Below are 18,468 nucleotides of genomic sequence, written 5' to 3'. Positions count from 1 at the left end.
GGTCAGCGCGTGAGCACGTCGACGGTCACTATCGGGGAAGTCAGCTGGTTGAGCATCTGCACCAGCTTGGCGAATTGCGCCGAGCGGGCGTTGGCGATCAGCACGACATCGTCGTCCTGCATGCGGAAGCGGCTGGCGATGAAATAGCTGCGCGGATCGAGCAGGTTGAGCCGGTAGATCGTCGGGACTGCGGTCATCGTGCCGCCGATATCCTTGTCGACATAGCGGAAGACGAAGACGCCGGTCGCGTCGGCCTGGTTGTCGATCGGCCCGCCCGCGCGCGCGAGGCCCTCGACCAGCGAGACCGGCGTGTCGGCGAGCGGCACCTCGGCCACGTCGCGCGCCGCGCCGATGACCGAGAAGCTCTGCTGGCGCCTCAGCAACTGGACGACGTCGCCGGGCATCAGCCGGACGTTGGCGGCATCGCCGGCGCGGATCTGGTCGAGCGGCATTTCCTGGCTGTCGCCCGCGCGCGCCAGCCGCACGATCAGGTTCGACTGCTGCTCGGACGGGCCGCCCGCCGCGGCGACGACGTCGAGCACGCGCTCGCCCGCCGCGGTGATCGCGATGCGGCCCGGCGCCTTGACCTCGCCCCCGACGGTGATCGAGCGCATCGGCCCCGACGCGACGCGGACGAGCACGTCGGCGCGCTGCGACAGGCCGCGCAGCCGCTCGCGGATTTCGGTCGCGACTCCCTGCGGCGTGCGGCCGAGGACGTCGATCGGCCCGACATAGGGAATGGCGACATAGCCGTCGGCGGGCACGCTGATCGTCGGCAGCGCGGCGCCCGCGGCCGACACCGCCGGATCCTTCGCATCGCCGCTGTCGATCGCGCCGAACAGCCGGTAGCCGACCTCGAACACCACGATTTCCAGATTGTCGCCGACCAATATCTGTTCGCTGCTGGTCGTGCCGTCGGTGAAGGACCAGGCGGCGGACGGCGCGATCGGCGTATCCTCCTCGCTCCAGCCGCTTTCGGTGAGGTCGACGAGGTCGAGGGCGCGGCCGTCGGCGAGCGCCGCGGGCTTGGTCACCTGCCCGATCGTCGGCGAGGCCGAGGGCAGCATCGAACAGCCGCCGAGCAGCGCTGCGAGCAGCGCACCGATCGCCGCCGACCGCATCCGCGTCACCGGCGCCCCCCCGCGAGCAGGCTGTCGTAGAGCGTCGTCAGCCGGTCCTGATAGGTCGTCATCGAGAAGTTCGCCGCCTGCGCGATGCCGCGGCCGAACAGGTCGGCGCGCAGATCGGGCTCATTCTCGATCCGGCGCAGCGCCGCGGCGATCTGCTGGACGTCATAGGGATCGACGAGCAGCGCCGCCGCGCCGGCGACTTCGGGCATCGAGCTGGTGTTCGCGGTGATCACGGGCGTCCCCAAGGTCATGGCTTCGAGGATCGGTAGCCCGAAACCTTCGTAGAGAGAAGGGAAAGCCACGCCCTTGGCGCCGCGCACGAGCAGCATCAGCAGACGCCGCGGCAGATAGTCGATGCGGCGGATATTCTTGAAGATCGTCTTCATCGGCCGCGTCTCGTCGCGCTGGATCAGCGAGAGTTCGACGTCGGCGCCCCACGCGCGGCGGCCGAGGATGACGAGCGGCGCCTTCACCCCCGATGCGAGATAGGCCTCGATCAGGCGGCCGACATTCTTCTTGGGCTCGATCGCGCCGAAGAAGAGGAAATAATCCTGGAAATCGAGGCGGAAGATGCTCTTCACCGCCTGCGCGACGTCGGCCTCGCCGCCGCTCGCGAGGCTCAGGCTCTGCGCCGACGGCTTGATCGCCTGCCAGGTGTTGGTGATCTTGCCCTCGGCCTCGGGAAAGAAGTCGACGATGTCGGCGCGGCTCGCCTCCGACACGGTGACGATATGGTCGCCCTTGCGGATGCAGGCGCGCATCAGCTTGTGGTAGATCTTCTTGTTGTCGAGGCTGGCGTAGGGCAGCTTCAGCGGCACCAGATCGTGCATCGTATAGATGTTTTTCGCCCCGGCGACCTTGATCGGCCAGGGATAGGTCCAGTGCATGACGTCGAGCCGGTCGGGCAAGGCGACGGTGGTGAAGGTTCCGAAACGGCTGAAATTGCGCATCGCCTGGTCGAACAGGTCGGAGACGGTGAACAGCCGGTCGAAATCGGGCAGGCGGTGCGCGAAGGGCCGCGTCTCCTGCTTGCCGTGGAGGTCGACGAGCCGCGCCTTGCGTGCCTTGACCGTCCAGCTGAGCTCGCGGCCCCAGCCGAAGCTCCACGAGCGCGGCGCCTTCGACTGATATTCGGCGCCGAGCGCTTCGAAAAAATTGACGTTGCGCAGCACTTTGCGGAACGGTGTTCGCAGGCCGTAGAGGCCGTCAAGCTGGTGCCCCGCATTCTGGATCGCATGCGCCAGCGACATCGAATAGGTCGCGACGCCGGTGCCGAACGGCAGCGCCAGATTAAAACCATCGATTCCGACCCGCATTCTTCCTCCGGCTTCATTCGGCGGAGTGGATCGTCGATTCGAAATTCCGCTTTAATCGGGCCCACCTAGCTGGAGAAACTGGTCGTAGGCAAGGCGCAAGCGCCGCGCAAAGGCGGCGTCGCCGTAGCGGTCGAAGCGAGGCGGAAGGTCGCGTTTCGGGGCGATGGGCGTGCGGACAGCACGGCGGATCGCATCGGCGATCGCGCCGACGTCGAACGGATCGACGAGCAGCGCCGCGTCGCCCAGAATCTCCCGCGATACCGGCGCATTGGAGGCGATGGCGGGGACGCCCGCCAGCAGCGCCTCGACCGGCGGCAGGCCGAAGCCCTCGGCGAGCGAGGGCATCAGCAGTGCGGCACTGTTGGCAATGAGCGCCGTCACCGCGGCGTCCTCGAGCCAGGGCAGCCGAATAATATTGGGGTGCGCGAGCTCGCGCATGGCGGCGGCGCGCTCGTGGCGGTCGGGCCAATGGCCGTCGGGGCCTGCAACGACCAGCTTGAGTCCGGTATCGGCCGCGCGCCAGGCCTCGACCGCGCGCAGGACATTCTTGCGCGGCTCGACGGTGCCGAGCAGCAGGATGTAGCGCCCTGATTCCAGCCCGGCGGGAAGCGGCCCGTCGCCATTCGGTGTTGCCACCGGCTGCCAGGTGCAGACCGCGCGCTGCGGATCGATGCCGGTGGCGGCGATCAGCGCCTCGCGCGTGACCTCCGACACGCAGGTGAAGCAGGCGCCCTTTGCGGCGAGCTTGGTGAGCAGGCGGCGAAAGCGCCGCGGCGGGATCGCCGAATATTCGGGCTGGTCGAAGGGGATGAGGTCGTGGATCGTGACCAAGTTCAGCGCGCCTTTGGCCCACAGGGGCATAGGGTGCGACCAGTGGAAGATGTCGACCGGGTGGCTCAGCGCGACGCTGCGCTGGCGCCCGGTCAGGCTGAACCATTTCTGCGCATCGGCGAAGCTGCGCGGCCCGACCCGCGTGATCGCCGCGCCGGGCTCCGCCGCGTCCGTCAGCAACTGCGGCGGCGCGAACAGGTCGGGGCGCTCTTCGATGCACCGGCGCAGCGCATCGCGGTAGCGACGGATGCCGGTCCCCTGCCCCCAGCCGATGCTCCGCTTGTCAAGGGCGACGCGAGGCGTCATCTAGGGCCGAACGCGGGCCGCCGGCCCATCATATGAGCCTGTATCGATGATCGTCTTCAACCGGGTTTCCAAATCCTATGCGACCCGCGACGGGCGCCATCAGGTTCTCGATAACGTCAGTTTCACGATCGAAAAAGGCCAATCGGTCGGGGTGTGCGGGCATAATGGCGCGGGCAAATCGACGCTGCTGCGCCTGATCGCCGGGGTCGAGCAGCCGAGCAGCGGGACGATCCGGCGCGGCATGTCGGTGTCGTGGCCGCTCGGCCTGTCGAGCAGCTTCCAGAGCAGCCTCAGCGGCGCCGACAATGCGCGCTTCGTCGCGCGCGTCTATGGGCGCCCGGTCGAGGAAGTGCTCGATTTCGTCGAGGATTTCGCCGAGCTCGGCAATTATCTGCGCATGCCGCTGCGCACCTATTCGGCGGGGATGATGGCGCGGCTGGCGTTCGCGGTGTCGCTCGCCATTTCGTTCGACTGCTACCTCATCGACGAGATCACCGCGGTCGGCGACGAGCGTTTCCAGGACCGCTGCCGCGCGGCGCTGCTGGAGCGCAAGCGCGACTGCAGCCTGTTCATGGTGTCGCACGACCCCGCGACGCTGCGCGAATATTGCGACCGCGGCATGGCGGTCCAGGGTGGCCGGGTCTTGCAGTTCGACACCGTCGAAGAGGCGATCGCGAGCCATTTCACGCACGCCTGACGGACCCTATGCGCGGTGCTCGCGGATGCCGGCGGTGACGATCATGAAGAAGGCATAGAGCAGAAGCGCGCCGAGCAGGATCGTCGCGAGCGTGCGGAAGGGTTTCGGATAGACGGGCTTTTCGGGGGCGGTCGGGCGGACCACCGGGAGCACGAAGAGCTGTTCCTTTTCGACGCGTTCGTTCGCCGCCTGCAGCGCGAGGCGCGAGGCTTCGTAGCGCTTGGCGGCGAGTTCCTGCTTCAGCCCGAGTTCCTCATATTCGCCGAGCCGCTGCGACACCGCGCCGGGGGCGCCGGTCAGGCGGCCGCGGTTGCGCGCGGCGGCGGCTTCGAGGCTGCTCACATAGCCCTGCATCGCCACCACCTGCGGGCTCGACGGGCTGAGGTAGCGGCGCATGTCGGCGAGGCGCGCGCGCTGGCGGTCGAGTTCGGCCTGCTGCGCGAAGCCCTGTTCCTGCGCGCCCTTGCCGCTGCTTTCGGGATCGATGTCGCCGCTGCGGTTGCGGAACTGCGACATCGCGGCCTGCGCGCCCGCGAGTTCGTCGGCGGCCTGGCCGAATTCGTCGCGCGCGATGGTGACCGTATTGTCGAACAGGCGGCGGTTGAGCTCGTTGATCCGCGCCTCGCCCAGCTTGATCACGGCATTGCCGATCGTGCGCGCGTCGTCGGGGCGGAAGGCGGTGACGGTCACGCGCGTGATGCCGGTGTCGCTGTCGAGGCTGATCTGCACCTTGTCGCGATAATATTCGACCAGTTCCTCCATCGTCGTGTCCGACGGCGAGAGGCGCGCGACGAAATCGGCCTCGGGCCGGCGGAACACCGTCGCGAGGTCGATCTTTTCGGACTTGAGCGCGCGGATCGCCTCGGGCGAGCGGAGATATTCGATGAGGATGTAGCTGGCCCTGGCGCTGGGATCGAGCACCGGGGCGACGCCGAGGAGCTGGCCGAAGCCGTTGGTTTCGGTGCGCGGGGCGTCGAGGCCGCGGATCACGAACTGCGCTTCCGAACGATATTGCGGCGCCGCGATCAGGAAGAGGTAGATCGCCGAGACGAGCACGGGGACGACGACGATCCAGAACAAGGCGCTGCGGACGATGCGGCGCGGCCAGCCGCGTTGGAGCGGCGCGCGCGCGTCCTCCGCCTCGCCGGCCGGTTCGGTGGTCATGCTGGTACTGGTCATTGCAATTCGATCCTGGGCCGGACGAATCTGATGGCGGCATAACCCGCCAACATCAATAGCGCCGAGCAGACGATGGGATAGGCGATGTCGAGACGGTCGGAGGCGAAGTCGCGGAACTGGCCCTCGCGCAGCAGCTCGAAGATATGGACGGTCGGCACCCACGCCGCGACGCGCTGCACATTTTCGGGGAGCCAGGCGAGCAGGTAGAAGGCGCCCGAAATGGGGAGCGTCAGATAGAGCAAGGGATGGATGAGCCGCCCGACGAACGAGCTTTCGTGCGACGCCGCCATGATGATCATCGCGAGCCCGAAACAGAACCAGCTCATCAGGATGAGCGCGAAGATGACGAGCAAGGGATCGTGGATCGGCTCGGCGAGCCCCAGATATTGCGCCGCGAAGAGCAGGAAGAAGAGCACCGCCCCGGTGCTGACCATTTCGAGCAAAGAGCGCGCGAGCAGCATGTCGAACAGGGTGACCGGGCGGTGGTAGAGCAAGGGCCGGTTCGCCTCGAGCAGGGTCTCGGCGCGCGACAGCACCGAGCGGAACATGATGAACAAGATATAGCCGCCGAGCGCGAAGGGCACCGGCTGGACATTGCCGCTGATCGGCAGCGTGTAATTGCCGTGCAGCGCCGCGACCGCCACCGCGAGCAGCACCGGCTCCATGAAGATCCAGAGGAAGCCGAGGTTTTCGCGCCCGAAGCGCGTGTGGAGCTCGCGGATCACGAGCGCGCCGATCACCCGCCGCCGCGTGTCGAGGCGCTGGAGCAAGGCTTCGGTGTCGGCGGTTCGGGTCAAAGCTGGTCCAGAAAGTCGGTGAGCCGCGAAAAATGATCGTCCCAGCTGGCCGGGCGCCAGGCGCGCGCCGCCCGGAGATGCTCCTCCCTTAGCGGGGAATCGGGCGCGGCAAAATCCCGAACTGCGGCGCTCCAGCCCTTGGCGTCGAGCGGGTGGAGGAACAGCGGCGCGTCGCCGCCGACCTCGCGGTGCGCGGGGATGTCGCTGGCGATCACCGGGCAGCCGAGCCCGAGCGCCTCGGCGACGGGAAGGTCGAAACCCTCGGCGAAGGAGGGCGCGAGCAGCGCGCGGGCGCCGCGCATCAGCCCGTGCAGCGCGGCGTCGCTGGGGGTCTGGAGCTCGACGAGCACGTCGCGGAGCGCCGGCGAGCGGTCGATCATCGCGAGGATATGGCCGTTCTCCCAGCCGCGCCGCCCCGCGATGACCAGATGCGGCGCAGCGGCGCCCGCGTGCCGTGCCATGTCGCGCCACATCTTGAGCAGCAGCAGATGGTTCTTGCGCGGCTCGATCGTGCCGACGACGAGGAAGTAGGGATGGTCGCCCGCGGTGGCGGGAGCGGCGGCCTCGCTGTCGCGCAGCGTCGATCCGAAGGGCAGCTTGACGATCGGCGGCACCGCAGCGGTGCCGCAGAAGCGCGCGACGGCACCCGCGGTGCAGTCCGAATTGACGAGCAGGCCGTCGGCCATCGTGGTCGCCGCGGCGATGCGTGCGCGATTGGCGGCGGCGTGCTTGGCGAGCGCATATTCGGGATATTCGACCGGGATCAGGTCGTGGACGAAATAGACGATCTTGCCGCCGCAGGCGTCGGCGCGGCGGCGCCACTGCGCGATCGCGGGCGCGCCGGGGTGCGAGACGGTCATGAAGCGTGTGCCCGCGCCGCGCCTCGAGGGCACCGGGCGCAGATGGCGCAGCACGCCGAGCGCCGACGCCGCGCCCGCGCGCCCGCTCCAGCGGCGCTGCTGGGCGTTCATCAGCCCGGTCACCGCCGGGCGCGACAGCGACACCCACCCCGCCGGTGCGACATAAGCCTCGAACGCGAGGTCGAGCTGATCCTGCGCGAGCAGGAAGGCCAGATATTCATGCTCGACCCGGTCGATGCCGGTCGGCGCGGGCAGATGGCCGCGCCGGACGAGCCGGGTGACGTCGAAAACCAGCCGCATGCGGGATCAGGCGCCGGCGCGCGGGGCGCCGCCGAGCAACCGGCGAACCGCCCCCGCGACGAGCATGTCGAGCGCGCGCGGGTGGTGGAAGCCGCCGTTGACGAGCGCGGTCGCGCGCATGGCACGGCACATCGTCTCGAAATTGGCGGCATCGACGGGCGGCGGCTGGGTCCAGAAACGGTCGAGGCCGCAACCGGCGGTGACGCCGGGGATATCGTAGACCGCGCGGCCGAGGCAGAAGACCGGGCAGCCCTCGGCGAGCGCGAGCGGTCCCACGGTGCTGTTGATCGTCACCACGCCCGCGGCGCGTTGCAGGAGCGGGGCGAGATCGTAGCGCTCGACGAACTGAACGCGGCCCGCCAACCCGTAGCGCGCGGCGCGCTGCATGACCCACCCGCGCCAGCCGTCGAGATCGGGGTCGAAGGGGTGCATCTTGACGAGCAGCGCGCTGTCCTGCGCCGCGTGCACGGCAAAGCTGTGGAAGACGCAGTCGATCGCGCTCGCCATGTCGGGGAAGTCCGAATGCGAGTCGATCTGGTGATCGCCGTCGAGCTGCATCGGGAAAAGGAAGAAGCGGCGATCGGCGAGCGCGGCCACGGCGGCATGGCCCGCGGCATTTTCGCGGCCGCGCCCCAGCCGGCGCCGGATCCACGCCCACATCTCGCTGACCGGCGTGTTGCGGCGGTGCGAGCGGTAGCGCGGATAGAAAGGGATCGTCAGCGTCTGCGCGACGTAATAGCTCACCGCCTCGACGATGCGGCGGCGAACGTTGCCCGGGACGGGTTCGACCGGCGCATCCTCGTGCGTCGCGGCGATCTGGCGGAGCTGCTCGATATCGCGCGGCAGCGCCGACCAATAGTTGGTCCCGCCTTCCTCGAACGACACGAAGTCGGGGCGGAGCATGCCCTCCTCGACGACGAACACGCGGATCCCGCGCGCGCGGCAGAGCACGATCGCGTGGCGGTGAAGCGGGCGATTGTCGCCGAACAGGATGACGTCGCTGACGTCACGCGTCGCCAGCCACGCGTCGAACCAGGCCGGAAAGGCCGCGATATCGCCCCGGAAGCCGGTCGCGCCCGGCCCGCGCCAGTCCCACAGGTCGCCGCCGTTGAAGTTGATCCGCGAGGTGCGATGCCCTTCGGCGCGGAGTGCCTTGGCCAGCATCCGGAAAAAGGGCCCGGGCAGCCCTTGCAGGAACAGGAAATGCCGCTGCGACCAGGTCGCTGGGGCGGTCAGGGACGCATCGGCATATTGGCTCATCTGGAGCATGGGAGACCCGAAATAGTCCGAAAAAAGAACAGCCGCCGAAGCCCAGCCAAAGTAAAACCCCTTGATCGGGCGCTAGATTAGGCGGGCATCGAGGTCAAGCATTTGGCCCTCGCGTACCAGACGGTGCAGCGCGACGCATTGTTCGACGAGCGCCGGCAGGTGGTGGAGCGGCATCGAGGTCGCGGGATCCGACGACGCCGACGCGGGATCGGGGTGCACCTCGATGAACAGCCCGTCGCAGCCCGCGGCGACCGCAGCGCGCGCCAGCAACGGGGAAAATTGCGGCTGGCCGCCCGACATCGCCCCCTGCGACGAGGGCAGCTGCACCGTGTGCGCGGCGTCGAACGCGACCGCGACGCCGGGCGCGCGCATGATCGCGAGGTTGCGCATGTCGGCGACGATATTCTGGTAACCGAAGATATTGCCGCGCTCGCACGCGATCGTCGGCACCGGGGGCACGCCGGCGCGGCTCCGCGCGCGGTCGATCTTGGCGACGACCTGCGCCATGTCAGCGCCCGCCATGAACTGCCCCTTCTTGACGAGCAGCGGCTTGCCGGTCACCGCCGCGGCCTCGATCAGCGCGGTCTGGCGCGAGAGCAAGGCGGGGATCTGGAGGATATCGACCGCCGCCGCGGCCTCGGCAGCGTCGGGCGTCTCGTGGATGTCGGTGAGGACCGGCAAGCCGGTCCGCGCGCGGATCGCCGCCAGCTGCGCGAGGCCGTTCGTCCAGCCCGGGCCGCGGTAGGATTCGCCCGAGCTGCGATTGGCCTTGAGCGCCGAGGCCTTGAAGATCGTCGTGATGCCGAAGCGGTCGCGGATCGCGGCGAGCGTGTCGGCGATCTCGTCCATGATCGCTGCTTCCTCGACCACGCAAGGGCCCGCGATCAGGAAAAAGCCGTCGGTCAGCGCTGCGAGCGGGTCGCCGGTCATGTCAGTCGCGGCAGACGCGCGGCGTGGCGACGCGGCCGTCCTCGACGGTCGCGCGGCAGCCGAAGGGACTGGCGGTCGCCTGGCAGACGCCGGCGACCTTCTGCCCCGGCTGCAGGACGCGCGACTCCCGGTCGTTGGGGACGAGGCAGTCGCCCGCGCAGTCGCCGCCGCCGGTGCACGTCTTGCCGGCGTCGGCGTAGCAGTCGAAGCGCGCATCGGGCTGCGCCTTGCCCCCGGCGGCGCGCTTGCCGTCGGGCGGGCACAGCGCGGCGGCGCTTGCCGGGGCTTGCGTCTGCGCGGCCGCGGCCATGGTATCGGCCTTGTCGACGCCCTGGCAGCCGGCAAGCAGCAGCGCAAGCGGCGCCACGAACGCGGGAAAGCGGTGGATAATCAAGCGTCGACCCATGATGGCTTGGTAGACCGGATGGCGCGGACAGACAACGGCGGTCGCGCCAAAACAAGTTTGGGTGTGCAGCGTTCGCTATGGGAAAACCGGCGCGCGGCTGACCATCGCGGGCAAAGGGCGGCCCATCACACCGGTGAACCAGTTCGCGGCCGCGACGATCGCGGACAGGTCCAGCCCGGTCGCGACACCGCCGCGTTCGAGCATATAGACGACGTCCTCGGTCGGGACATTGCCCGCGGCGCCAGGCGCAAAAGGGCAGCCGCCGAGCCCGCCGAGCGAGGCGTCGACCGTCGCCGCACCCGCAGCGACCGCAGCCCAGACGTTGGCGAGGCCGCTACCCCGCGTGTTGTGGAAATGGACGCGCACCGGGAGGCCGGCGACGGCTTCGCGCACGCGGCCGACCATCTCGGACACTTGCGAGGGCACGCCGACGCCGATGGTGTCGGCCAGCGCGATCTCGCGCGGGGCGGCGTCAGCGGCGCGCTTGGCCATCTCGACGACGCGCGCGATCGCGACCTCGCCCTCGAAGGGGCAGCCGAAGGCTGTGGCGATGGTGACCTGGCCGCTGCGGCCGGCTTCCCTGGCCAGCGCGACGATCTCGATCGCGGCGGCGAGCGATTCGTCCGAGCTTTGGCCCTGGTTGCGGATGCCAAAGCTGTCGCTGGTCACGCACACCGCGCCGAGTTCGTCGATGCGGCCGGTCGCGAGCGCGCGTTCGGCGCCGCGGCGGTTGAGGACGAGGCCGATGTAGGTCACGTCGTCGCGGACCGGGAGCTGGGCGACCAATTGCTCGGCATCGGCGAGTTGCGGGACCTTCTTCGGATTGACGAAGCTGGTCACCTCGATGCGGCGGGCCCCATATCCGATCGCGCGCTCGACCAGCGCGAGTTTGTCGGCGGTGGCGACCGCGAGCGCCTCATTTTGCAGGCCGTCGCGCGGGCCGACTTCGACGATTTCGATGCTGCTCTGCTTCACGATTATGCCTATCTTCACGCTCATCCGAGATTGCGGTTGCCAATTACATAGCATTCTAAGTATATCAAGGCCACAGGGATGAGGAGGACCGCGGGCGGTCCCTTCCTAGGCGAAATATGGGCCCGAAGGGAATGATATGACGGAGACGCGCGGCGCCGGGGCGCTGGAGGGGTTGAAGGTCGTCGAGATGGGGCAGCTGATCGCGGGCCCCTTTTGCGGCCAGCTGCTCGGCGACATGGGCGCCGAGATCGTCAAGCTCGAGCCGCCGGGCGGCGGCGACCAGATGCGCAACTGGGGCCAGGGCGACCGCCCAAGCTGGTGGCGCGTCATCGCGCGCAACAAATATTCGGTCGCGATCGATCTGCGCAGCGAAGAGGGCCAGGCGCTGGCACGCGAGCTGATCGCCAGGGCCGATATATTGATCGAGAATTTTCGGCCAGGAACGCTCGAGAAATGGAACCTCGACCCCCGGGAATTGCGCAAGACCAACCCCGGGCTGATCGTCGTGCGCGTATCGGGTTACGGCCAGACCGGCCCCTATTCGTCGCGCGCGGGGTTCGGCGGGATCGGCGAGGCGATGGGCGGGTGGCGCGGCATCGTCGGTTATCCCGAGCTGCCACCCGCGCGCATGGGGGTGTCGATCGGCGACACGCTCGCCGCGACTTACGGCTGCATGGGCGCGCTCGCAGCGCTCCACCATCGCAGCAAGACCGGCGAAGGCCAGATCGTCGATTCGGCGCTGTACGAGGCGGTGCTGCAGGTGATGGAATCGACAGTGTCGGACTATTCGGCGAGCGGCACCAAGCGCCGGCGCACCGGGTCGACGCTGCCCGCGATCGCGCCGTCGAACGTCTATCCGTGCAAGGACGGCGAATATCTGATCGGCGCGAACCAGGACGGCGTCTTCGCGCGGCTGGCAGCGGCGATGGGGCGGCCCGAGCTGGCCGAAGACGAACGCTATGCGACGCACCGGGCGCGCGGCGCGCGGCAGGAGGAGCTCGACGTGCTGATCGGCGAATGGACGAAGACGCTGACGATCGAAGAGCTGGAAGCCAAGATGCTGGCGGCCGCGGTGCCCGCAGGTCGCGTCTACGACGCCGAGGATATGCTGGCCGACCCGCATTTCGCGGCGCGCGAGGCGCTGGTCGCCGTTCCCGATGCCGAGCTGGGCGAAATCCGCATGCAGGGGGTGTTTCCGAAGCTGTCCGGCACGCCGGGAAGCGTGCGGCGCCCGGCCCCGCTGGTTGTCGGGCAGGACACGGACGAGGTGCTGAAACGCTGGCTGGGGCGCGAGGGGTAGGCGAGGATGGTTTTGGGGTGGAGAGTTGCCATTGATCTCCCAAACTCCCCTGACGCCCCGAAACCGCCCTACCCCAGCTCCGCCAGCATTCGTTTCGCCCAGTCGTACATCTCGGCATTCGCCTTGAGCATCGCGGGCGGGGTGCGTTTCTTGCGCATCTCGACCTCCTGCAGCACCGCGCGCGCGCCACGCTTGTCGCCAGCGGCGATCAGCAGCGCGGCGATGCGGCAGCGGACCTCGTCGCCGGGAACGCGGTCGACGATGCTGCGGTAGAGCGTCAGCGCATCGGCGCTGCGGCCGTCCTGTTCGGCGACCTTGGCGCGCAGCAGGTCGCGGCGGTCGCGTTCGGACTGCGAGCCGGTTTCGGGGAGGCCGTCGAGCGCGGCGAGCGCGGCGTCGACATGGCCCGCTTCATAGGCCGCTTCGGCGATGCGCATGCCGATCGCACGGTCGTTGTGCGGCGACTTGCGCTCGGCGCGGCGGAACTGGTCGAGCGCCTGATCGTAGCGCTCGCGCGCCACCAGCGCGTCGCCATAAGCAAGCAGGTTCGCGACCGTATCGCTGAACTCGACCGCGTCGCGCGCGGCGCGGATATGGCGTTCGGGATCCATGCTGTCGGCGATATTGGCCTTGACCTGGTTCACCCGGCGGTCGCGCGAGAGGTTCGGCATGATCTCGACGATGAAATAGGCGATCATGCCGATCGCCGGCAGGAAGGCGATCGCCATCACCCACGCCGTGTTGCGGCCGTGGCGGAAGACATGGACGATGCACGCGACCTGCAGCGCGATGGTGACCGCGATCCAGAGCATCGGCTCAGGCCGCCTTCGGTGCCGGCCCCTTCCACGCCAGCAGCGCGCCGGCGAGGAGGGCGGCGAGCGAGGCGTACATCACCGGCGACGCGAGTTCGAGCTGGTTGGCGAGCAGCACGCCGACGACCCCCGCGACGATCAGCGCGAAGCCGAAGATGCGCGCGGCGCCGACGGGTTTCCTGAGCTTGCCTTCGTCGACCGCGCCGCTCTGGCGGATCGATTGCACGACATAGCCCTTGCGCCACATCATCCACAGCAGGATCATGCCGGGGACCGCTGCGACGACGGTGAGCCCCCAGAAGGCGGTCCAGCCGAGCTTCTCAGCGGCATAGCCCGCGGGGCCGGCCATGAAGGTCCGCCCGATCACCGCCACCGACGAGAGCAGCGCGAACTGCGTCGCGGTATAGGCGATGTTCGCCAGGCCCGAGAGATAGACCGCGACGACGGTCAGGCCGATGCCGCTGGTGATATTCTCGGTCACGATCGACGCGACCAGCATCCAGTAATTGTTGCCCGCGATCGACAGCGCCATGAACATGAGGTTCGAGAACATCATCAGCAGCACCGAGACGAGCAGCGCGCGGCCCATGCCGAGCCACAGCACGAACGGCCCGCCCAGCGCCGAGCCGATGATGAGCGCGGCGAAGCCCCAGATCTTGTTCGCGGTGATATAATCGAGGTCGGCGAATTGCAGGTCGACGATCATCGGGCCGAGCATCGCCTGCCCCATCGCGTCGCCGACCTTGTAGACGAGGATGAACAGCAGGATCATCAGCGCGCCGTCGCGGGTCAGGAATTCGCGGAACGGGTTGACGACGGTCTCGACGAGCCATTGCCCGGGCTTCATGCCCGATGCATCGCTGAACCGGTCGACGAACTTGCCCTCGCCCGCCCAGAAGGCGCCGAGCACCGCGGGCAGCACGCAGAGCGTGGTGAGCCCGTAGGCCATCGCCCAGCCGAGCCCCAGCCCTTCCTGCGAGGCGAAATAGATCGTCCCGGCGCCCGCGATCAGATTGCCTGTGCGATAGCCGAACTGGTTGGTGGCGGTGCCGTGCGCGAACTCGTCTTCTTCCAAAATCTCGATGCGATAGGCGTCGATGACGATGTCCTGCGTCGCCGAGAAAAAGGCGGTGACGACCGCCCAGAACAGGAACCAGCGATAATCGCCCGGCTGCGGATCGCTCGCGCCCATCTGCCAGATCGAGAGGACGAGGAAGAACTGGACAACGAACAGCCAGCTGCGCCGCTGGCCGAGCGCCCTGGTCAGAACGGGCAAGGGAATCTTGTCGACCAGCGGCGCCCACAGGAATTTGATCGTGTAGGGAATGCCGACCATCACCGCGAAGCCGATCGTCGTCGGGGTGAAGCCGACCTTCGCCAGCCAGAAAGTCATGGTGGCCGCGATCAACGTGAAGGGGAAGCCGCTCGAAATGCCGAGCAGGAAGGCGACCGCGGGATTCTTGCGCAGATAGGGCCGGAACGCTGGGACCGCGAGCGCGACGACGACCAGCCCGGCGAGGATGCCGGCGAAAATGAGAAAACGGATAAAATCGACCGACATGTGGCGCTCCCCGCGGGCCGCTGGCGAGCGGCTCTGTGCTTGGCGCCAAGGCCTAATGGCTTGGGGTCAAATTGGAAGCGGGTATTTCATGATCCTCCCCCGCAGGGGGAGGGGGACCACCCGAAGGGTGGTGGAGGGGCACGGGAGGTCATACGGAGCGTGCGACTGCACGTGCCCCTCCACCATGCTTCGCATGGTCCCCCTCCCCGTTCCGGGGAGGATCGGATGCTTACGCCGCCTCGGGGCGCCAGTAAGTCGTCAGGCCGCTGACCTTGCGCGGGGCTTCGTTCTTGCACGTCATCGCCTCGAGCGCCTTCAGCGCGGCGACCAGTGCCGAGGCGCTGTGCGGCTTGTTCAGGCAAGCGAGCGCGATTTCGGACGCGTCCTCGGGGCACTGGCCGGTGACGAGCAGCACCGCGATGCCGCGGTCGCGCGCGAGGCGGGCGACTTCGCGGCCGGTCATGTCGCCGGCGAGGCCGAGATCGAGGACGAGCGCGTCGAGCGTTTCGGTCGCCATCAGCGCGACCGCGGCCTCGCCCGAATCGACCGATGCGACGACGGTGTAGCCGCTGTGTTTCAGCGTCCGCTCATTATCGAACGCGACCAGCGGGTCATCCTCGATGACCAGCAGCCGCTTGATGCACGACGGGCGGGATGCGAACAGCATGACTACTCCCTTCAGCGGCGACATGACTCCCACTCCGTTCCTGTGCAAGCAGCCTTTTGCTTGGCATCGACGAAGTGATGCATTTCCGTCTATGAGCGTGATCACAGAGCAACACTCTTGCCCCGAATAACGACAAGAAAGCCGCAACCGTTCCGATGAAACCCCCTCGCCCTCCCCGTTCCGGCGCGCGCAGCGCGCGCCCTGCCGACGACAAGCGCGACGCGCCGCGCGGACGCCGCGCCGCACGCGGTGCCGCGCCGCCGCGCAAAGCCCCCGCCGAAGCCGAGCGCGAGGACGGGCCGCAGCGCATCGCCAAGCTGCTCGCGCGCGCCGGGGTCGGATCGCGCCGCGACGTCGAACGGATGATCGAGGAGGGCCGCATCGCGCTGAACGGCGAAATCATCGTCCAGCCCGCGCCGCTGCTCGCCTCGCTCGACGGGCTGACGGTCGACGGCAATCCGGTGGCGAAGCCGGTGTCGACGCGGCTCTATCGCTTTCACAAGCCCGCGGGCTGCCTGACCGCGGCGCGCGACCCCAAGGGGCGCAAGACGATCTACGATTTGCTCCCCAAGGGGCTGCCGCGCCTGATGCCCGTCGGGCGGCTCGACTATAATACCGAGGGCCTGCTGCTGCTGACCAACGACGGCGAGTTCAAGCGCCAGCTCGAGCTGCCCGCGAGCGGGGTCGAGCGCACCTATCGCGCGCGCGCCTTCGGCGACATCAGCCAGGAGCAGCTCGAGGAGCTGGTCATGGGAATCGAAATCGAGGGCATCCGTTACGGCAAGATCGACGCCAACCTCGAGCGCCGCACCGGGCGCAACCAGTGGATCGAGATGACGCTGACCGAGGGCAAGAATCGCGAGGTGCGCCGCGTGCTCGAACATCTGGGGCTGCAGGTCAGCCGGCTGATCCGCACGCGTTACGGCGAGTTCACGCTCGCGGGGCTGGAGATGGGCGACGTCGACGTCGTGCCGCGCGACGAATTGTTCAAATTCCGGCGGCATCTTAGCTGATGCGCGTGATTTCGGGCGAGTGGCGCGGGCGGAAACTGCTGGCGCCGAAGAATGACGCGACGCGGCCGACCGCCGATCGCACGCGCGAGACGCTGTTCTCGATGCTGGCGAGCCGGCTGGGGAGTTTCGAGGGGCTGCACGTCGCCGACCTGTTCGCAGGATCGGGGGCATTGGGGATCGAAGCCCTGTCGCGCGGGGCGGAGCATTGCCTGTTCGGCGAGCAGGACCGCGACGCGGTCGAGGCGCTGAAGAAGAATCTGGCCACGTTGGGCGCCGCAGCGCGCGCCGATGTGCGCGCGGGGTCGGTGCTGAGCCTGGGGCCGGCGAAGCGGAGTTACGATTTGCTGCTGTTCGACGCGCCCTATGGGACGGGGGCGGCGAGCGTGGCGCTCGACAAGCTCAATCGGCTGGGCTGGGTCGCGGCGGACAGCTGGATCTCGATCGAGACCGCCGGGACGGAGGTCGTCGAGGTGGCGGGGTTCGAAATCGATGCCGAGCGCAAGGTCGGCAAGGCGAAGCTGACGTTGTTGCGGGCCATTTAATACCCTCCCCCTCGATGGGGGAGGCAGCGAGACTTACGAACTTGTTCGTTAGTCGCAGCGGTGGGGGTGGGCTCTCGGCCTGACGCGATGGTGCAAGGCCGCACCGTCACCCTCATCCAACTTCGCCTAATCGCTTCGCGATAAGGCTGCGTATCCTTCCCCCATCAAGGGGGAAGGAGGCTTATGCGCTGCTGCGCACCATCAGCAGTCCGAGCCAACTCACCACCCCCGCCAGCGCGAGGTAGAGGCCGACCGCCGCGGTGCCGCGCCAGTCGCCGAGCGCCTGCGCGACGATCGGGGCCGCGGCGCCGCCGAGGATGCCGCCGGCGTTGAAGGTCATCGACGCGCCGGTGTAGCGCACCTCGACCGGGAAGAGCCCGGTGAGCCAGGCGCCGAGCGGACCGTAGACGAGGCCCATCACGAACAAAGCCGAGGCGAGGCCGGCGAAGACGAGACCCCAGCTTTGCGAGGCGAGCGCGGGACCGAAGGCGAAGCCGATCAGGATCGTCGCGCCGCAGCCCCAGGTGAGCACCTTGTGCGGGCTCGCTGCGTCGCTCCAGTAACCCGCGAAGACAATGCCGCCCGCCATGAACAGGATCGCGCCGAGCTGGATCAGCAGGAACTGTTCCTTGGGGTAACCGAGCGCCGTGGTGCCGTGCGCGAGCGCGAAGCTGGTCGAGAGGTAGAAGATCGCGAAGCAGGCGACGACCGCGAAGGTGCCCGCGAGCGTGGGCAGCAGGTGGCGCTTGAAGAGTTCACCGATGGGGACGCTCACCGGGCGGTCGGCTTCGAGTGCCTCGGCAAAATCGGGGGTCTCGCCGATCTTGAGGCGGACCCATAGGCCGAGCCCGACGAGCACCGCCGAGAGCAGGAAGGGGATGCGCCAGCCCCACGCGGCGAAATCGCTGTCGCTGAGCCAGAGGCCGAGCAGCAGGAACAGGCCGTTGGCGGCGATAAAGCCGACGGGGGCGCCCAATTGCGGCACCATGCCGAAGCGCGCGCGCCAGCCCGGCGGGGCGTTCTCGACCGCGAGCAACGCCGCCCCGCCCCACTCGCCGCCGAGCCCGAACCCCTGGCCGAAGCGCAGGATACAGAGCAGCAAGGGCGCGACCCAGCCGACCATGGCATAGGTCGGCAGGAAGGCGATCAGCAGGGTCGAGACGCCCATCAGCATCAGCGAGGCGACGAGCGTCGACTTGCGCCCGATGCGGTCGCCATAATGGCCGAAGACGATCGCGCCGACGGGGCGCGCGAAGAAAGCGAGGCCGAAGCTCATGAAGCTGAGCATCAATTGCGCCGAGGCGGATTCGGACGGGAAGAAGAGCGGGCCGAAGACGAGCGCGGCGGCGGTGCCGTAGATGTAGAAATCGTAAAATTCGACCGCGGTGCCGACGAGGCTGGCGGTCAGGATGCGCCGGTGCTCACGATAGGGTGCCAGGTTCATGTGCGCGTTGCTCTCTCCCTGTTGTGGGGAGGGCTTTGGACGTGGAATGAGAGGGGGGCAAGGGGGATGCCGCTTGGTCGGCTTTGGGTGGGGAGCGGACGTTCTTAATCCTCCCTGCGGCGAAGCCGTGGGG

At 68.3% G+C, this 18,468-nt stretch carries 18 protein-coding genes; 4 read left to right on the top strand and 14 right to left on the bottom strand.

From position 1 onward, the window contains the following. Positions 1–2: 2 nt before the first annotated feature. Genes ATE62_RS11480 through ATE62_RS11470 form a run of 3 tightly spaced genes read right to left on the bottom strand, consistent with a single transcriptional unit; the run spans position 3 to position 3,583 of the window. Positions 3–1,121, bottom strand: a complete 1,119-nt coding sequence (locus tag ATE62_RS11480; protein WP_058808535.1) for a polysaccharide biosynthesis/export family protein — start codon at positions 1,119–1,121, stop codon at positions 3–5. Between the two features lie 5 nt (positions 1,122–1,126). Next, positions 1,127–2,446 carry a glycosyltransferase family 4 protein gene (locus ATE62_RS11475; RefSeq protein WP_058808536.1) on the bottom strand — a complete coding sequence of 440 codons (1,320 nt, stop codon included), beginning with the start codon at positions 2,444–2,446 and terminating at the stop codon, positions 1,127–1,129. Positions 2,447–2,497: 51 nt separating this feature from the next. After that, positions 2,498–3,583, bottom strand: a complete 1,086-nt coding sequence (locus tag ATE62_RS11470) for a glycosyltransferase family 4 protein (protein ID WP_058808537.1) — start codon at positions 3,581–3,583, stop codon at positions 2,498–2,500. Positions 3,584–3,629: 46 nt separating this feature from the next. On the opposite strand from ATE62_RS11470, the gene ATE62_RS11465 reads away from it, so the two are divergent. Further along, on the top strand, positions 3,630–4,280 hold the full coding sequence (locus ATE62_RS11465) for an ABC transporter ATP-binding protein (protein ID WP_058808538.1): 651 nt from the start codon (positions 3,630–3,632) through the stop codon (positions 4,278–4,280). A gap of 6 nt (positions 4,281–4,286) precedes the next feature. On the opposite strand, the gene ATE62_RS11460 is transcribed toward ATE62_RS11465, so the two are convergent. The 7 genes from ATE62_RS11460 to ATE62_RS11430 form a co-directional block, all read right to left on the bottom strand. Then, on the bottom strand, positions 4,287–5,444 hold the full coding sequence (locus tag ATE62_RS11460; protein ID WP_058808539.1) for a hypothetical protein: 1,158 nt from the start codon (positions 5,442–5,444) through the stop codon (positions 4,287–4,289). An 11-nt stretch (positions 5,445–5,455) separates the two neighbouring features. Next, positions 5,456–6,256, bottom strand: coding sequence for an ABC transporter permease (locus ATE62_RS11455; RefSeq protein ID WP_197411689.1), 801 nt, complete (start codon positions 6,254–6,256; stop codon positions 5,456–5,458). After that, positions 6,253–7,416 carry a glycosyltransferase family 4 protein gene (locus ATE62_RS11450; RefSeq protein ID WP_058808540.1) on the bottom strand — a complete coding sequence of 388 codons (1,164 nt, stop codon included), beginning with the start codon at positions 7,414–7,416 and terminating at the stop codon, positions 6,253–6,255. Before ATE62_RS11450 ends, ATE62_RS11455 begins: the two co-directional genes overlap by 4 nt. A gap of 6 nt (positions 7,417–7,422) precedes the next feature. Then, a complete protein-coding gene (locus ATE62_RS11445; protein ID WP_058808541.1) occupies positions 7,423–8,685 on the bottom strand; it encodes a capsule biosynthesis protein in 1,263 nt (420 codons plus the stop codon). A 72-nt stretch (positions 8,686–8,757) separates the two neighbouring features. Then, positions 8,758–9,615 (bottom strand): 3-deoxy-8-phosphooctulonate synthase, encoded by an 858-nt coding sequence (kdsA, locus tag ATE62_RS11440; protein WP_058808542.1) that lies wholly within the window; start codon positions 9,613–9,615, stop codon positions 8,758–8,760. A 1-nt stretch (position 9,616) separates the two neighbouring features. Next, a complete protein-coding gene (locus ATE62_RS11435; protein ID WP_156420569.1) occupies positions 9,617–10,021 on the bottom strand; it encodes a hypothetical protein in 405 nt (134 codons plus the stop codon). Positions 10,022–10,096: 75 nt separating this feature from the next. Further along, the gene (locus ATE62_RS11430; RefSeq protein ID WP_231736247.1) at positions 10,097–11,014 is read right to left on the bottom strand and encodes a hydroxymethylglutaryl-CoA lyase; all 918 of its coding nucleotides are present in this window, start codon (positions 11,012–11,014) and stop codon (positions 10,097–10,099) included. A 118-nt stretch (positions 11,015–11,132) separates the two neighbouring features. Here ATE62_RS11430 and ATE62_RS11425 point away from each other — a divergent pair, with 118 nt between their 5' ends. Then, on the top strand, positions 11,133–12,296 hold the full coding sequence (locus ATE62_RS11425; protein WP_058808545.1) for a CaiB/BaiF CoA transferase family protein: 1,164 nt from the start codon (positions 11,133–11,135) through the stop codon (positions 12,294–12,296). A gap of 68 nt (positions 12,297–12,364) precedes the next feature. Here ATE62_RS11425 and ATE62_RS11420 read toward each other — a convergent pair whose 3' ends face one another. The 3 genes from ATE62_RS11420 to ATE62_RS11410 all read right to left on the bottom strand — a co-directional run bounded on the left by ATE62_RS11420 (position 12,365) and on the right by ATE62_RS11410 (position 15,336). Continuing rightward, positions 12,365–13,108 (bottom strand): tetratricopeptide repeat protein, encoded by a 744-nt coding sequence (locus ATE62_RS11420; protein WP_058808546.1) that lies wholly within the window; start codon positions 13,106–13,108, stop codon positions 12,365–12,367. A gap of 4 nt (positions 13,109–13,112) precedes the next feature. Further along, positions 13,113–14,669 carry an AmpG family muropeptide MFS transporter gene (locus ATE62_RS11415; RefSeq protein ID WP_156420570.1) on the bottom strand — a complete coding sequence of 519 codons (1,557 nt, stop codon included), beginning with the start codon at positions 14,667–14,669 and terminating at the stop codon, positions 13,113–13,115. A gap of 229 nt (positions 14,670–14,898) precedes the next feature. Beyond that, positions 14,899–15,336, bottom strand: a complete 438-nt coding sequence (locus ATE62_RS11410) for a response regulator (protein WP_058808547.1) — start codon at positions 15,334–15,336, stop codon at positions 14,899–14,901. A 155-nt stretch (positions 15,337–15,491) separates the two neighbouring features. Here ATE62_RS11410 and ATE62_RS11405 point away from each other — a divergent pair, with 155 nt between their 5' ends. Further along, positions 15,492–16,349 (top strand): pseudouridine synthase, encoded by an 858-nt coding sequence (locus ATE62_RS11405; RefSeq protein ID WP_058808548.1) that lies wholly within the window; start codon positions 15,492–15,494, stop codon positions 16,347–16,349. Next, positions 16,349–16,891 (top strand): 16S rRNA (guanine(966)-N(2))-methyltransferase RsmD, encoded by a 543-nt coding sequence (gene rsmD / locus ATE62_RS11400; RefSeq protein WP_058808549.1) that lies wholly within the window; start codon positions 16,349–16,351, stop codon positions 16,889–16,891. The genes ATE62_RS11405 and rsmD overlap by 1 nt, the downstream gene beginning before the upstream one ends. Before the next feature lie 181 nt (positions 16,892–17,072). Here rsmD and ATE62_RS11395 read toward each other — a convergent pair whose 3' ends face one another. After that, positions 17,073–18,335, bottom strand: a complete 1,263-nt coding sequence (locus ATE62_RS11395; protein WP_058808550.1) for an MFS transporter — start codon at positions 18,333–18,335, stop codon at positions 17,073–17,075. Between the last annotated feature and the right edge of the window lie 133 nt (positions 18,336–18,468).

Source organism: Sphingopyxis sp. HIX, assembly GCF_001468285.1.
Lineage (GTDB): Bacteria > Pseudomonadota > Alphaproteobacteria > Sphingomonadales > Sphingomonadaceae > Sphingopyxis.
The sequence above is the reverse complement of the archived record's forward strand: the minus strand, read 5'-3'. Positions and strand labels throughout refer to the sequence as shown.

Coding starts and splice junctions, on each gene's coding strand:
- ATE62_RS11395 (WP_058808550.1), bottom strand. CDS start 18,335: ATGAACCTGGCACCCTATCGTGAGCACCGGCGCATCCTGACCGCCAGC.
- ATE62_RS11450 (WP_058808540.1), bottom strand. CDS start 7,416: ATGCGGCTGGTTTTCGACGTCACCCGGCTCGTCCGGCGCGGCCATCTG.
- rsmD (WP_058808549.1), top strand. CDS start 16,349: ATGCGCGTGATTTCGGGCGAGTGGCGCGGGCGGAAACTGCTGGCGCCG.
- ATE62_RS11470 (WP_058808537.1), bottom strand. CDS start 3,583: ATGACGCCTCGCGTCGCCCTTGACAAGCGGAGCATCGGCTGGGGGCAG.
- kdsA (WP_058808542.1), bottom strand. CDS start 9,615: ATGACCGGCGACCCGCTCGCAGCGCTGACCGACGGCTTTTTCCTGATC.
- ATE62_RS11475 (WP_058808536.1), bottom strand. CDS start 2,446: ATGCGGGTCGGAATCGATGGTTTTAATCTGGCGCTGCCGTTCGGCACC.
- ATE62_RS11480 (WP_058808535.1), bottom strand. CDS start 1,121: ATGCGGTCGGCGGCGATCGGTGCGCTGCTCGCAGCGCTGCTCGGCGGC.
- ATE62_RS11445 (WP_058808541.1), bottom strand. CDS start 8,685: ATGCTCCAGATGAGCCAATATGCCGATGCGTCCCTGACCGCCCCAGCG.
- ATE62_RS11465 (WP_058808538.1), top strand. CDS start 3,630: ATGATCGTCTTCAACCGGGTTTCCAAATCCTATGCGACCCGCGACGGG.
- ATE62_RS11435 (WP_156420569.1), bottom strand. CDS start 10,021: ATGGGTCGACGCTTGATTATCCACCGCTTTCCCGCGTTCGTGGCGCCG.
- ATE62_RS11405 (WP_058808548.1), top strand. CDS start 15,492: ATGAAACCCCCTCGCCCTCCCCGTTCCGGCGCGCGCAGCGCGCGCCCT.
- ATE62_RS11410 (WP_058808547.1), bottom strand. CDS start 15,336: ATGCTGTTCGCATCCCGCCCGTCGTGCATCAAGCGGCTGCTGGTCATC.
- ATE62_RS11460 (WP_058808539.1), bottom strand. CDS start 5,444: ATGACCACCGAACCGGCCGGCGAGGCGGAGGACGCGCGCGCGCCGCTC.
- ATE62_RS11420 (WP_058808546.1), bottom strand. CDS start 13,108: ATGCTCTGGATCGCGGTCACCATCGCGCTGCAGGTCGCGTGCATCGTC.
- ATE62_RS11415 (WP_156420570.1), bottom strand. CDS start 14,669: ATGTCGGTCGATTTTATCCGTTTTCTCATTTTCGCCGGCATCCTCGCC.
- ATE62_RS11425 (WP_058808545.1), top strand. CDS start 11,133: ATGACGGAGACGCGCGGCGCCGGGGCGCTGGAGGGGTTGAAGGTCGTC.